This is a genomic window from Endozoicomonas sp. (assembly GCF_965196975.1).
In the GTDB taxonomy this organism is placed as follows: domain Bacteria; phylum Pseudomonadota; class Gammaproteobacteria; order Pseudomonadales; family Endozoicomonadaceae; genus Endozoicomonas.
In genome coordinates this window covers 2,801,036-2,815,895 of sequence record NZ_OZ239981.1, presented here as the reverse complement: position 1 = coordinate 2,815,895, position 14,860 = coordinate 2,801,036, and the positions used below count along the sequence as shown (strand labels likewise).

13 protein-coding genes are annotated in these 14,860 nt (G+C 50.2%); 9 read left to right on the top strand and 4 right to left on the bottom strand.

Going from position 1 to position 14,860, the window contains the following annotated elements; genetic code table 11:
• Positions 1–129 precede the first annotated feature (129 nt).
• Positions 130–1,476, bottom strand: a complete 1,347-nt coding sequence (locus ACOCLE_RS12680) for an 8-oxoguanine deaminase (protein WP_419536982.1) — start codon at positions 1,474–1,476, stop codon at positions 130–132.
• 597 nt (positions 1,477–2,073) lie between these two features.
• Here ACOCLE_RS12680 and ACOCLE_RS12675 point away from each other — a divergent pair.
• From ACOCLE_RS12675 to ACOCLE_RS12645, 7 genes are all read left to right on the top strand, one after another.
• Entirely contained in the window at positions 2,074–2,529 is a 456-nt protein-coding gene (locus ACOCLE_RS12675) for a hypothetical protein (protein WP_419536981.1), read from the top strand.
• A gap of 119 nt (positions 2,530–2,648) precedes the next feature.
• Positions 2,649–3,950, top strand: coding sequence for a TolC family protein (locus ACOCLE_RS12670; RefSeq protein WP_419536980.1), 1,302 nt, complete (start codon positions 2,649–2,651; stop codon positions 3,948–3,950).
• Positions 3,947–5,491 (top strand): efflux RND transporter periplasmic adaptor subunit, encoded by a 1,545-nt coding sequence (locus ACOCLE_RS12665; protein ID WP_419536979.1) that lies wholly within the window; start codon positions 3,947–3,949, stop codon positions 5,489–5,491. Before ACOCLE_RS12670 ends, ACOCLE_RS12665 begins: the two co-directional genes overlap by 4 nt.
• An 11-nt stretch (positions 5,492–5,502) precedes the next feature.
• Positions 5,503–8,631, top strand: a complete 3,129-nt coding sequence (locus ACOCLE_RS12660; RefSeq protein ID WP_419536978.1) for an efflux RND transporter permease subunit — start codon at positions 5,503–5,505, stop codon at positions 8,629–8,631.
• Positions 8,632–8,685: 54 nt separating this feature from the next.
• Positions 8,686–9,132, top strand: coding sequence for a DUF411 domain-containing protein (locus ACOCLE_RS12655; RefSeq protein ID WP_419536977.1), 447 nt, complete (start codon positions 8,686–8,688; stop codon positions 9,130–9,132).
• Between the two features lie 158 nt (positions 9,133–9,290).
• Complete coding sequence (locus tag ACOCLE_RS12650; protein ID WP_419536976.1) at positions 9,291–9,884, top strand: HAD family hydrolase; 594 nt, start codon at positions 9,291–9,293, stop codon at positions 9,882–9,884.
• Positions 9,885–9,913: 29 nt separating this feature from the next.
• Entirely contained in the window at positions 9,914–10,705 is a 792-nt protein-coding gene (locus tag ACOCLE_RS12645; protein WP_419536975.1) for a sporulation protein, read from the top strand.
• Between the two features lie 14 nt (positions 10,706–10,719).
• Here ACOCLE_RS12645 and cueR read toward each other — a convergent pair whose 3' ends face one another.
• From cueR to ACOCLE_RS12630, 3 genes are all read right to left on the bottom strand, one after another.
• On the bottom strand, positions 10,720–11,106 hold the full coding sequence (gene cueR / locus ACOCLE_RS12640) for a Cu(I)-responsive transcriptional regulator (protein ID WP_419536974.1): 387 nt from the start codon (positions 11,104–11,106) through the stop codon (positions 10,720–10,722).
• A gap of 160 nt (positions 11,107–11,266) precedes the next feature.
• Positions 11,267–11,671, bottom strand: coding sequence for a fatty acid desaturase family protein (locus ACOCLE_RS12635; RefSeq protein ID WP_419536973.1), 405 nt, complete (start codon positions 11,669–11,671; stop codon positions 11,267–11,269).
• A 116-nt stretch (positions 11,672–11,787) separates the two neighbouring features.
• Positions 11,788–13,068, bottom strand: a complete 1,281-nt coding sequence (locus ACOCLE_RS12630) for an ISKra4 family transposase (protein WP_419532972.1) — start codon at positions 13,066–13,068, stop codon at positions 11,788–11,790.
• Here ACOCLE_RS12630 and ACOCLE_RS12625 point away from each other — a divergent pair.
• Positions 13,067–13,507, top strand: coding sequence for an NAD(P)/FAD-dependent oxidoreductase (locus ACOCLE_RS12625; protein ID WP_419536972.1), 441 nt, complete (start codon positions 13,067–13,069; stop codon positions 13,505–13,507). The two genes, ACOCLE_RS12630 and ACOCLE_RS12625, sit on opposite strands and share 2 nt — an antisense overlap.
• Positions 13,508–13,527: 20 nt before the next feature.
• Positions 13,528–14,829, top strand: coding sequence for an NAD(P)/FAD-dependent oxidoreductase (locus ACOCLE_RS12620; RefSeq protein WP_419536971.1), 1,302 nt, complete (start codon positions 13,528–13,530; stop codon positions 14,827–14,829).
• Positions 14,830–14,860 lie beyond the last annotated feature (31 nt).

The window sequence follows — 14,860 nt, the reverse complement described above, 5'->3', positions numbered from 1 at the left end:
TCGGCTTCGGCTTTTTCGGGGAGCGGGCAGCGGGTAACGTTTGTTGAAATGTGGAGGTTATTTAAGGACAGTTACTTAGTATTGAAAAGGGAAGCACCTGGCTTCCCTTTTTTTATTGCTGAATAGATTTTATTGGTAAAGTGCTTTTGCCGCTTTGTGATGACTCGTCATCAGCTCCTGTAAATCTCCACCCAGCCATTCCCGATCTTTCACCAGCCACTCACCATTGACCATAACGCTATTGGCGTTGCTGGCACCACAAACGACCAGTGCCGCTAATGGATCATGGGCACCACTGAATCGAGGTTCATCCAGTTTATAGAGTCCAATATCCGCCTTTTTACCCACAGCGAGTTCACCGATATCCTCACGCCCCAGCACCTCGGCACTGCCTTTGGTGGCCAGGTATAGAGCATCGTAATGGGTGAATTCATCCGCCTGATATCGAAGGCGCTGGATCAGTAGGGCCTGACGAACTTCCTGCATGAGGTTGCTGTGATCATTGGACGCACTGCCATCCACGCCCAGCCCTACGCGACAACCGGCCTCCCTGAGCTCTTTGACCCGACAGATACCGGAAGCAAGAATCATATTGGACGAAGGGCAGTGACAGATGCCGGTTCCTGCTTTGCCCAGTCGCTGGACTTCTTCATCATTGAAATGGATCCCGTGAGCCAGCCAGGTGCGGTTATGCAACCAGCCAACTTCCTCGAGATAGTCCAGCGGTCTCAAGCCAAACATTTTCAGGCAGAAGTTATTCTCATCCTCGGTTTCTGCCAGATGTGTGTGCAGATGAACATTGTATCGACTGGCCAGTTTTGCACTCTCTTTCATAATGTCAGTAGTGACAGAGAAGGGTGAGCAGGGAGCAAGCGCAATTTCAACGAGCTGGCGATGATCATTCTGATGGTATTCCCGGATAAGACGTTCGGAGTCGTCCATAATGGCCTGTTCACTCTGAACCACTGATTCCGGTGGTAAGCCACCCTCTTTCTGGCTCAGTGTCATTGAACCCCGAGTTAAAGTCGCCCGAACCCCCAGGGAGAGAGCCGTTTCAGCCTGAATATCAATGGCACTTTCCAAACCCCGAGGGAAAAGGTAGTGGTGATCAGCCATCGTCGTACAGCCAGAAAGTAGAAGTTCCACCATAGCCAGTCTGCTGGACTGCTGATGCATTTCAGGTGTTAAACCAGCCCAGATGGGGTAAAGGGTCTGCAGCCAGGGAAACAGCTTCTTATTCAGGGCGGGTGGGCAGCAGCGGGTCAGGGTCTGGTAGAAATGGTGGTGGGTATTAATAAGGCCGGGTAACAGGACCTGATCCCGGGCATCAACCACTGTTCTGCAGGGAGCACCGGGCTCCTGACCTGCTCCCAGTACTTCAACAATTCGGTCACCTTCGATCACAATACCGTTACTGGCGTCCAGGTCATTGGCAGTGAAGACAGCCAGTGGCTGCTTGATCCAGATTCTTTCCATTTAGGCACCTCAAGTGCTTTTTATACATTGTTGGCACTGTGCAGGAACCGGTTGAAATGATTGCCACAGTCACCCTGCACACCTGATGTTTCCGAGGGCCTGTTGACGTTTTGTTGCGTGCTCAGCGGATCAGGGCGCTCCTATGACGAGGCGTTGCATTGCAGTAAGGCTGGTTGCCTTTCAAAATGCCGCAACGAAGTCATAGGGGTGCCCTGATCCGCCCGCAGGGTGGCCCAGAAAAGCGCCATCTGCTTTGTCAGACTTGTTTGATGTAGAACAACTACACGCTGCACAAGTCTTTCGCGCATATGACGCTTTTCTGGGTCAGACTGCGCGTCTCGCTGAGCACGCAACGAAACGTCAACAGGCCCTAGAACATCCGATTGAGCGCATAACAGTGACTTGCGTGTTAATCTGTCAGGCAGGCTCCACCTTAGCAGTTGATTATTGTTTTTGCACGATGCTTGATCCTGTGTCAGTTGCCTTGCGTCAATACTCATTCATTCATTGTTAGGGCTGATCAAGATTGACTTACTGCCGATGATAATGGTTATATTCGTCCCAATAACCACTTAAGTCATCAGCTCAGATAGTCACATGTTTCAGACTTTGCATCGTCGTCATCGCCGCTCATTGAGCATGGCCTTTATGGTCATGATGCTGTTGTCTGTTCTGCAATTTTGTCTGATGACAGTTGCAGAAGCGCAGGTTGCGCATCATCAGGACGAAAGCTTTTCAGTTGATGTTGTCACAGCAGAATTAAGCCATGCTGAATCGGCGGCAGATGTCGAAATCCTCCATGACTGCTGTGCTATGGATGCGGAACCGATGGCGGCAATGGAATCTGCCTGTCCAGACTGTGAAAATGACGGTGAGGTGCTGCAAACCTCTGCAGCTCCTGACCTGAAGCCTCTGTTCTCACTGCTTTATATTGTTGTTCAGGAAACGCTGAACCAGACGACGAATGTCCGTTTCTGGCAGCAGTTTACCGAGCCGGATATTCTTTCATCCCTTCCCGAGATCTACCTCGCAAAAGCGTCATTCCTCGAATAGTTGTTCCTGAAAACTCCAGTCGAACGATTTCCGGTTATCCCGGCAATCGCTGTGGCCGGCTGAGCACTTAATATCGCTATCGCGCCGGTCTTCAAAGATTGTTTTTAAGGAACATTGTCATGTTACTTAACAGGAATATCGGGCAACCCCGATATGGTCAGCAGCTTGCTGCAGGGCTGGGCGTTTGTCTGCTGATGATCAGCAGTGCCGCAGTCAAAGCCAGCGAAGGGCTGACACTGGCAAAAGCCGAGCAGCTTGCTCTGGCGATGGACAATGGCGTAAAGCAGTTCACCGCCCAGTCCAGCATGATTGAACAGGAGTCTATCGCCGTCGGAGGGTGGATGGACCCAAAGCTATCCATTGGCACCATGAACCTTCCGGGGAGTGACCTGGATCCCCTGAACCAGGGAATGCTTGAGTTTAAAGTGGAGCAAATGCTGCCCAGGGGCAGCAGCAACCGGATTCAGCAGCATCAGCTTCAGCTGAAAAAAGAGGCCATGGATGCCGCCGCTGAAAATCGTCTATTACTGGTTCGGCGAGATGTCCGGCTTGCCTGGTACGATACCTGGTACTGGCAGCGAGCCCTGGGGGCGTTAACGTCTGATCGTGATCTTTATGAGTCACTGATTGCGGTAACGGCGTCGATGTACAGCCAGGGAAAGAAAAAGCAGCAGGAGGTTTATAACGCCCGGGTGGCACTTGCCCGTCTGGATGATCAGGCTTTGTCGTTTTCTACCGGTCATGCAGAGAGCCTTGCCAGACTGAACCGGTGGCTGGGTGAAAGCACTGTTTCTCTTGTCAGTACGGAGTTACCGGAGCTCCTTGAACTATCAGTTGATGCGTTAGCAGATACTACTGGAGCCACTACTTTCCAACACCCTCTGGTGCGTGAGTCTGAACGGGTAATTGAGCAGGCTGAGCAGGGCGTGGCTCTGGCCAGAGAGCGCTTTAAACCCCAGTTTGGTATTGAGCTTGCCTATGGTCGGGAGCAGGGGGATATGGCGATGATGGGAGACGATCGCAATAAATACTCCCTGATGCTTATGATGGATCTTCCTCTGTTCACTGAAAATCGGCAGGACCGCCAGCTTCAGGCCAGTGAGTACCGTAAGGAAGCAGCCCTGTCAGTAAGGCAGGATCTTGTTCGACAGCTGGTAGGTCAATTCAATGCTGAGGTTGCCCGTTATCAAGGTCTCAGTAAGCGCCTTGAACACTATACCAGCAGTTTGCTGCCTGACGTTGAACGTCAGGCCCGGGCTGCATTGACTGCCTATCAGTCAGATACCCAGGACTTTAACAGCGTGATCCAGGTGTACCGTACTCTTCTGGATAGCCGTCTTTCACATATACGACTTAAGGCTGATATTGGGCAGAGTCTTGCCCGTATTAACTATCTGATGCCAGGGAGCGACAACCAATGAGCAGGAAGATAACAGGTTTACCCCTGGCTATTGTGGCCTTTATCGCGGGAGCGGGTGGCTATCACTTCTGGCTGAGTTACGCTGGCTCCACTGTATCTGAAGTTCAGGAACAAGAGCCTCTTTATTGGGTTGCTCCGATGGATCCTAACTACCGCAGAGACAAACCCGGTAAGTCACCCATGGGTATGGATCTGGTTCCAGTGTATCAAGAAGCGTTGGATAAGGAGCAGTTTCCCGGAACGGTATCGGTTTCTCCAGTGGTTGAAAATAACCTGGGTGTCAGGAGTGTTGCAGCAAGACGGCAGCTGCTTACACCCCAGGTACAGACCGTTGGCAGGGTGTTGTACGACGAAGATAGTCTTGTTCAGTTGAACAGTCGCGTGGATGGCTGGGTGGAAAACCTTGCAGTGGCTTCCAGTGGAGAGTTTGTTGAGAAGGGCAGTCGTCTGTTTAACCTCTATTCACCGACGCTGGTCAATGCCCAGGAGGAGCTGCTGGCGGCAATGGCTTCCGGAAGTTCGGCCCTGATCCGGGCATCCCGGGAGCGGCTAATATCTCTGGATGTTCCACAACAGACCATAGACCGGATTGCTCAGCAAAAAAAGATACAGCGAACGCTTCCCTTTTATGCGGCCCGGGCAGGTTATATCTCGCAACTTGCTATTCGTGATGGCTCTTACGTCACTCCGGCAAAAACATTGATTGAGCTGGCCAGCCTTGATGAGGTCTGGGTGATGGCCGATGTCTTTGAGCGCCAGTCTCATCTTGTAAAAAAAGGACAGGCAGCCTTTATGTCCATTGACTATCTGCCGGGCAAACTCTGGCAGGGCACCGTGGACTATGTCTATCCAGAGCTGGACCCTCGGACCCGCAGCCTGAGAGTCCGGCTTAAGTTTCCAAACCCTGACTCTGATCTGAAGCCCAATATGTACTCTCAGGTTCGCATCGACCTGGAAAGCTTTTTCACATTAACAGTGCCGGCTGAAGCGGTGATTGAGACAGAAGAGTTGCAGCGGGTTGTCAGAGCGCTGGGCGATGGCCGGTACCGTTCAGTAAAAGTATCGACAGGCCGTCAGGTTGGTGATCAGGTAGAAGTTCTGAAAGGGTTGTCGGAGGGGGATCGTGTGGTCACTTCTGCCCAGTTCCTGCTGGATTCGGAGTCCAGCATTACTGCAGACCTGACCCGCTTTGAAACTGAGCAGGTTATGGACCATTCCGGTCATGATATGGGTTCCATGCCAATGGATCACAGCGCCATGGATCATTCCGGCCATGATATGGGCTCCATGCCGATGAACCACAGCACCATGGATCATTCCGGCCATGATATGGGCTCCATGCTGATGGATCACAGTACCATGGATCATTCCGGTCATGATGATATGGGCTCCATGCCGATGGATCACAGCACCATGAATCATTCCGGTCATGATATGGGTTCCATGCCAATGGATCACAGCGCCACGGATCATTCCGGTCACGATATGGGCTCCATGCCAATGGATCACAACACGATGGACCATAAGGCCATGGGGCATTAAGGAGGCAGGATATGATCAAAGCGATAATTCATGAGTCGCTGGGGAATCGTTTTCTGGTACTCCTGGCAGCGCTTGCACTACTGGTGGGTGGTGTATGGGTGACGAACAATACGCCAGTGGATGCCTTACCCGATCTGTCGGATGTTCAGGTCATTATCAAAACGGATTATCCGGGACAGGCGCCCCGGCTGGTGGAAGATCAGGTGACCTATCCGTTGACCACCGCCATGATGTCGGTTCCCGGGGCCGAGGATGTCCGCGGTTCCTCAATGTTTGGTACTTCTTACGTGTACATTCTGTTTGAAGATGGAACGGATATTTACTGGGCCCGATCGCGGGTGCTTGAGTACCTGAACCAGGTGCAGGGCAATTTGCCGGCAGAGGCCAGAACGGCACTTGGGCCTGATGCTACAGGGGTTGGCTGGGTTTATAACTATGCCCTGGTGGACCGGACTGGTCGACATGATCTGGCTCAATTACGCAGCCTGCAGGACTGGTATCTGAAGTACCCATTGCAATCGGTGGCTGGCGTGAGCGAAGTGGCGACAGTGGGTGGGATGGTGCGCCAGTATCAGGTAATGGCGGATCCTTACAAGCTGAGAGCCTACGGTATCCCTCTTCAGAAGCTGAAGGAGGCGCTGGCAAAGGGTAACCGTGAAGCGGGTGCCTCAGCCATTGAGCTGGCAGAGGCGGAATACATTGTTCGTATTACAGGCTACCTCCAGGGTGTAGAGGATATTCGTCGTGTGCCACTGATGGTGACGGCTGAAGGCACCCCATTAACGGTGGGGGATGTCGCCACGGTACAGGAAGGGCCTCAGATGCGTCGGGGCATTGCTGAACTGAATGGCGAAGGTGAAGTCGTCGGCGGCATTATCGTAATGCGCTATGGCGAGAATGCCCGGGAAGTGATTAGCGCAGTCAGGACCAAACTCAGTGAACTGCAGAAAGGTCTGCCAGAAGGCGTAGAAATTATCACGACTTATGATCGTTCAGGTCTGGTGGATGATTCGATTACTACCCTGACGAGCACGCTGCTACTCCAGCTGGTGATTGTGGTGGCCATCTGTGCGCTGTTCCTGATGCACTTCCGTTCATCGCTGGTCATTGTCATCAGTCTGCCACTGGGGATTCTGGGCGCGTTTGTCATTATGTACCTCCAGGGGTTGAACGCCAATATCATGTCCCTTGGGGGTATTGCCGTTGCCATTGGCTCCATGGTGGATGGCTCTATCGTGATGATAGAGAACTTTCACAAGCATATGCAGCGGGTCAGGATTACAGCTGCCAACCGATGGGCAGTGGTCAGGCAGTCGTCACTGGAAGTCGGGCCACCGTTGTTTTTCTCCCTGTTGATTGAAGCGGTCAGCTTTATGCCGGTGTTCAGTCTGCAGGCGCAGGAAGGGCGAATGTTCTCTCCTCTGGCGTTTACCAAGTCCTATGCCATGGCCGTGGCAGCCGGATTGACCATTACACTGGTTCCGGTACTGATCGGTCTGCTGGTCAGAGGGCAGGTTCGTGATGAACAGCAGAATCCGGTGAACCGCTGGATGATGTGGGCTTATCGACCACTGGTGAAGCAGGCTCTGGACCGTCCGAGAACTCTGCTCATCGGGATGCTGGTGATTCTGGTGCTTGGGCTGTTGCCAGCGGCCAAGATTGGCAGCGAGTTTATGCCGCCACTGGATGAAGGTGACCTGATGTATATGCCAACCACTTATGCCGGCATATCAGTGGGTAAGGCCCGGCAGTTGCTGCAACAGACCGACCGATTGATTAAAACCGTACCGGAAGTGGAAACGGTGTTTGGCAAAGTGGGCAGGGCAGAAACCGCAACCGACCCTTCACCGTTGACCATGATCGAAACGGTGGTTCAGCTGAAACCACGCAGAGAATGGCGGAAAGGGGTGACGCCAGATACGCTGCGTGCGGAGCTGGAGTCACTGGTCAAACTGCCGGGTGTCAGTAATGCATGGGTTATGCCTATACGAACCCGTATCGATATGCTGTCGACGGGGATAAAAACGCCTGTTGGCATTCAGGTAACCGGTCCAGACCTTGAGGTAATAGAAGACATTGGCCGGGAACTGGAGAACATTCTGCAGTCTGTGCCGGGTACGTTGTCGGTCTATGCGGAGCGGGTGGCGGGTGGCCGTTACATCAATATTGATATCGATCGCACCCGGGCTGCCCGGTTTGGTTTGAATATCAGTGACCTTCAGGACGTTGTGGCCTCGGCCATTGGTGGAATGAATGTGACGACCACCGTTGAGGGGCTGGAGCGGTATCCGGTTAACCTGCGTTACCCTCAGTCTTTCCGTAACTCGGTAGAGCAGTTGAAATTACTGCCGGTGGTTACCCCGACCGGTCAGAGCATCGCACTGGGTTACGTAGCGACCATCAGGATCGAAGATGGTCCGGGTGCGATCCGCTCCGAAAATGCCCGGCCAGCGGGGCGTGTGCTGGTGGATATTGAAAATCGTGACCTGGGCTCTTATGTGGATGGGGCAAAAGCACTGGTGTCTGCAGAACTTGAGCTGCCTGCAGGCTACTCTCTTGACTGGACCGGGCAGTACGAATACATGGAAAGAGCCAATAAACGACTGTCCATTATTATTCCGGCCACCCTGTTCTTTATCACGATCATACTGTTCCTGACGTTCAGGCAGGCTTTTGAGGTGATCACCATCATGGCTACGCTGCCATTTGCCATGTTGGGAGGGGTCTGGTTGATGGCCATTCAGGGCTATAACTTCTCCGTTGCCGTGGGGGTTGGTTTTATTGCCCTGGCGGGTGTGACGGTAGGCAATGCCATCATGATGCTGGTGTATCTGAATCAAGCCTTGGCTTCACGTCGACAATCAATTGATCAAATAACACCACAGGATATTCATGATGCCGTCATGGATGGAGCGGTATTACGCCTTCGCCCCATTATGATGACGGTCATGACCATTTTGGTGGGATTGATTCCTGTCATGCTGAATGACGGGACGGGCGGAGAAGTCATGCAGCGTATTGCCGGACCCATGATCGGGGGTATTGCCAGCTCACTGCTGGTGACGCTGGTCATGGTTCCTGCGGTGTATTTTTTGTGGCACTGTCGTTTATTGAGCAGGGCGCAGAATACCATTATTTAACACATAGCCTCGTTAGAGGCTGTATTACCAAAGAAAGAAAATGGAGTAAACCTGATGAAAAAGACCAAGGCAATGGTACTGGGCGCTACATTACTGCTGAACTCTCTGGCCAGTTATGCCGCTGATAAATTTCCAATGATTATGACCTATAAGTCGCCCACCTGCGGCTGTTGCTCCGAGTGGATCAAACATATGGAAGAGAACGGCTTTCAGGTGATGGCCCATGATGTTCAGGATATGGGGAAATATAAGCAGAAGGCGAACCTTCCTTATGGTACGGGCTCTTGTCACACTTCCTTTGTGGGTGGCTATGCCATTGAAGGGCATGTGCCAGCATCGGATGTGGTTCGACTGTTGACGGAAAAACCGGATATTCGTGGAATTACGGTTCCCGGTATGCCCATGGGCTCTCCAGGCATGGAGTATGGTGACCACAAAGACCCATACCAGACCATCGCCTACAAAAAAGATGGCAGCATGAGTGTTTTTGCTTCGCACTGATCTCAGCTTATCTTTCAGCAATAAAAAAACGGGCGAATGCGCCCGTTTTTTTATTGGATGGAGTTTTTCGGGAATTTGAATGACAGGCATTGAGGTTTATCATTCACCGTTTTATTCGGTTGCCTGTTGCAACCGTTATCAACGGAATACAGTGCTTCATGCTCGATAAACTTGCCAGTTACGATGCCATTATTTTTGATATGGATGGCACACTCATTGACTCCATGCCAACCCACCTTGAGGCATGGCGTAGGGTGTCTGAGAAATATGGATTTCCTTTTGACCGGGAGTGGCACTACTCTCTGGGAGGTGTCTCTACTGCGCGGACGGCTGAACTGGTCAAGCAGCGTTATAATCTGTCGCAGGATTCCAGTGTTCTTGCTGAAACCAAATGCCTCATCTGGGAAGACATATACAGTGGCCCAGTCCTGATTGATGAGACTTACGCTGTGTTTACCCACTGTGAAGGCAATAAGAAACTGGCGGTAGGTACCGGTGCTATTCGCCCTCATGCCGAGGAGCTGCTGACTGGTGTTGGGCTGCTGGAACGCCTGGACGCTCTGGTTACGGTCACCGATGTTGAAAATGGCAAGCCACACCCGGAAACCTTTCTGAAGGCTGCTGCTCTGGTGGGTGTCGCGCCGGAGAGATGCCTGGTGTTTGAGGATACTGAACTTGGCAGGGAGGCCGCTACGGCTGCAGGTATGGACTGTGTTCTGGTCATCAATGGTCAGTTGCACTGGCCAAACTGATTATTCTGTTTTTTAGTTGTTGTATCTCTATGTCACTACTGAAAAAAGCAATGGCGTCACTGTCTATCGGCGCCGCAAAAGTGGATGCTGTGCTCGAGCAGCCAGAACTGATTCCTGGTAAGCGGGTGGATTTCACCATTCGGGTGAAAGGGGGAGTAGCTGAGCAACAGATTGATAACATCTATCTGAATATCTGCTGCCAGTATTTTGAAGAGCTTGAAAAGCGTAAAGGAGGCGACGAAGGGACCGTTACTGAAAAGGTAAAACAGACGTTCTCTTTGAGCCAGTGGTCATTGCCAGAAACCTTTATGATTGCTCCGGATGAAGAGCGAATATTCAATGCCAGTTTTATTTTGCCATATAACACACCCATTACCCTGGGAGAGGGGAAGGTATGGCTGGAAACCGGGCTGGACATCCAGTTTGCTATTGATCCTTCGGATACTGACCTGCTGGTGGTCAGGCCGGATGCATTGATGGCTGGCCTGTTTGATGGACTCACCAACGCAGGTTTGCAGTTGCGTCAGGCTGAATGTGAAGCAGCCAGCGGCTTTGAACTGCCGTTTGTTCAGGAGTTTGAGTTCATTCCGGTATCAGGACAGTTTCTCGGGCGCTGGCGGGAGCTGGAAATCGTCGCCTGGCGTGATGAGCAACAGCTTAAACTCTGGTTTGAAGTCGATCGTCAGCAACGTGGTTTGAAAGGTATGTTATCCGGATTGCTGGGTAGAGGTGAGTTGAAGCGGCATCTTGAAATTTCAGCCGACTCTTCACCTGAGTCAGTTGCTGAACAGGTGCTGAACTTTCTTGATCAAACCACATAAGGGCACATTTGACACTAACCAGCCAGCTTTTCCAGAATTGGACAGGCTGGCTGGTCATCACCCTGACAGCAGCTGACCAGGTCCTGCAGACTTTCTTTGATCGTTTGCAACTGCGTGATTTTGTTTTCAACATCAGCGATTTTCTGCTGAGCCAGTGCTTTGACATCGCTACTTTTTCGTTCTTTATTTTTATAGAGTTCAAGCAAACCAGCGCATTCTTCAAGTGTGAAGCCCAACTCACGGGCGTGGTGAACAAACGACAATTCCCTTATATGGCTATCATTATAGTCACGGTAGCCGTTTTTCAATCGTTCTGCTGGGGTGATCAGCTTACGGTTTTCATAGTAACGAATCGTTTTTGCTGTTAAGCCAGTAATTTGTGCAGCCTTGGATATATTCATTGTGTATTTTGATATTAATTGCCTTTTCAGAAAATTATCTTGATTTTTGTAAGCAATGACAATGTTTGCTCTGTTTGGGTTATATGGCTGAAATTAGCCCTCGATATGAGCATTATTTATCCAGCGTCCCTCTGAATAAATAATGCAAAAAGAAAAATAATTAATTAAGTGGCTCCATGACCCTATCTAGAGGGCTGATTTCTTTAAAATAGTTAAGTGCTTCATTAAGTGCAGTGAAAAAGTTACTTTCATGATAGGGGAGTCCATGTGTCTGGTAGTATTTTTTGACAATTTTACGAGCTTTTCCTAGTTTGGATGCTGGAAGGGAGGGATAGAGATGGTGCTCTACATGATTATTAATACCACCCCATATAAAGTCAGAGAACCACCCCTCACCAAGGTTACGAGTTGTACAGCCAACTCTTTCCATCAAAGGAAGGTTTGCATAATCAATAGAGGTTGCCATGCCTGCATGGTTTACAATCAGAATGATTCCAACATATATACCAGCCAGCAATGTAACAAGGAGATAGTTTAATACTGCTGTTTCAAGACCGATTATCAATGATGGAATAACGATCCATAGGAAAAAATGGCCTAATAAAAAAAGGATGTCTGTTAGTTTGTTATAGTTTTTAAAAAGGTATTTTATTCGGGTGCTCTCTCAATTTGATAACTGACTCATAGGTTAGCTTCAACCTTTCCAGTCATGAACTCAGACCAAAGTTGTTCCCAGCGCCCCTTACTCTGGATCAGTGCTCTTGTTGTCAAAAGCACTTCCGCTCCTGTTGCTTTCCACCTCATTCCAGAACCACATAATCGTTGCTTTACCAGAGTCTTACAAGCCGCTTCAGTAACTCCTGAACCTATTGGCCAATGGCGTTTAAGCGCCTGATGATAATTCATTAACTGGTGATTGTTTGTAAAATAGCTCACAGCTTTGTAGCGCTTCTCTGTCAGTGCGATTGTCTTTTTCGGGAGCTCGGCTGATTCAATTTCCTGAAGGATTTTTTTGGCTGCTCCACGCTTGTTTTTCAAACTATGTAGCCTGTCTTCAAGCCACTGGTGTCGCTTCGCCTTACTGGTTGGAAACAGTGCTTCCGCTGCTCCAGCTAAATATTCAGATGCATGATAAAAATCGAGTATCTGCCCAGAGGTATGTTGTTTCAAATAACTCCAGTTTTCTCTAGCCCCGTCAGCTACCCCGATGTATGTGGCATTTGGGTAGAGTCGTTTTAGATCTGCAATCTCCTCGTCGAGCTTGCTCATAAAGCTTTGTTTACCATACTCTGGCGAACTGGCTGTATATATCGTGTGGAGCCTGTCTCCATCTGCAGAATATAGGCTCAATGTCCCACACATGGCTTCCCTCCAGCCTTCTTCACAAAGCAGCATGCAGGTTCCATCCAGACCAATGGCTATTGTTTCAACAGGCTCTTTTAGTGGAGGAAGGTGGTAGTGAGTGTCTTGCTGGTCTTCAATTAATGCACCTACTCTGTCCGATAAATGCTTGATATAAGAATTTGAAAGCGTCCTTTGATGGTTGGTCTCAAAATCTTCTTTTACCGCAGGCGCTGGCATCTGGCTGTATTTCCAGGCGATAGACTTGGCAAATTTGGGGGTAGCTGAACCAATAATACCGGCACGAAGATCAAGTGCTGCCAGAGTACTGCCACCTCTGACACCCTGATATACGGAGCGCTCCAAAGGTATACGACCGTATAAGGTTTCATAGTGCTTAAGAACCTTTCCTTTGTAGTTCCACTTCTGCTGATTAACGACGATAGGTTCTTTATTGGGTGATTCAAATAGCCCCAATAACTCTTTTGTTCCAAGCTGCCCGGCTTCATTGAGTGCACGCTGTAAACTATCTTCAAGATTCAGCATGTTGCCTGAATCTATAGAAACTTCAATTTGCAAAACGATGCTTTTGGTAGAGCTGGAAATAACAGAAGCGGGCATGACAGTTAACTATTATGAGTGGTGTTCCCATAGTAGCTGTGAAAATAGAGCACTATTGTTTCAATCATTCAGAGAGAGCACCCATCCTAAAAGTATTTCTGGCAGTTTATTACCCAGAATGAAAAAAATCTTTCCTCAACTGGATCAGGTGACTGTTGATTATGAATGGGGCGGCTGGATTGGTATTTCGGCTAATCGCATCCCGCAGATAGGCCGCCTGTCACCTACTACCTATTATGCCCAGGGTTATTCAGGCCATGGAGTTAATGCAACTCACATGGCCGCTCAGCTGATTGCAGAAGCTATTGATGGGCAAGCCGGTCGGTTTGATGTGTTTGACCGCATTCGTCACCACCGCTTTCCTGGAGGAGAGAACCTTCGCTCCCCGATGCTGGCCATCGGTATGCTGTGGTACCAGATGAAAGACCTTTTGCCTTAAAAATATAAAACAGGGAATGAATGATGAAACTCAAAGCACCAGTGCATACTGAAGCGCATGCGAACTCTTACTACGCCGCTTCACTGAACTTTGAAACAGAATACCCTGAACTGGAAGGTAGCCTGTCCGTAGATGTCTGTGTTGTTGGCGGTGGTTTCTCTGGCGTTGCCACAGCCCTGGAGCTGGCCGAGCGGGGTTATCGTGTTGCCGTTCTGGAAGCCCGTAAAATCGGTTGGGGGGCAACAGGGCGCAACGGTGGTCAGCTGATTCGGGGGATTGGTGAAGAACCTGAACAGTTTAGAAACCAGATCGGCAGTGATGGGGTGGAGGCAATCCATCGGATGGGGTATGAGGCGGTTGAGCTGGTGCGTGAGCGTGTCCGTAAATACGACATTCAGTGTGACCTGAAAATGGGGTATGTGGATGCGGCGATCAAGCCAAAACAGATGGATGAGATTGCGGAAGATTATGAGTCTCTGAAAAAACGCCATTATGCTCATGAGCTTCGGCTGCTATCACAGGATGATATCAAACAGTATGTGAACACTGACCGGTATATTGGCGGAATGCTGGATTCGGGAAGTGGTCATCTCCATCCGCTGAATCTCTGCCTTGGTGAGGCTCGCGTTGCAGAAGGATTGGGCGTTCAGTTTTTTGAAAATTCGCCGGTTGTGAAAATCCATAAGGGTGACCTGCCCGGGGTTGAAACGGCAAAGGGTTCGGTAACCTGTCAGTTTCTGGTACTTGCAGGGAATGCCTATCTTGGGAACCTGGAACCCAAAATCGGCGGGAAAGTGTTACCGGCGGGTAGTTATATCATCGCCACAGAAAGGCTGGAGGAAAAGGTCTGGAAAAACCTGATACCACAGGACTCAGCTATCTGTGATGTCAGTATTGCGCTTGATTATTTCCGCCTTTCTGATGATAAACGACTGTTGTTTGGTGGTATGTGCAACTACTCCGGGCGTGATCCCAAAGATATTGTCGCTTCACTCCGGCCAAAGATGTTGAAGGTCTTTCCTCAGCTGGAAAATGCTTCCATCGAATACCAGTGGGGAGGAATGATCGGCATTGGTGCCAACCGTATGCCGCAGATTGGTCGACTGGGATCAAACATTTACTTTGCCCAGGCCTATTCCGGCCATGGGGTGAATGCCACCCATATGGCCGGCAGGGTGCTGGCAGAAGCTATTTCCGGTCAGGCAGAACGGTTTGATGTGTTTGCCAATATTCGCCATATGACCTTCCCCGGTGGACGGTATTTCCGCTCACCTTTATTGGCGCTGGGGATGCTGTGGTATCGGCTGAAGGAGGTTGTTTAGTTTGAGTTAACTGGGTTTAGAATGTTGGAAA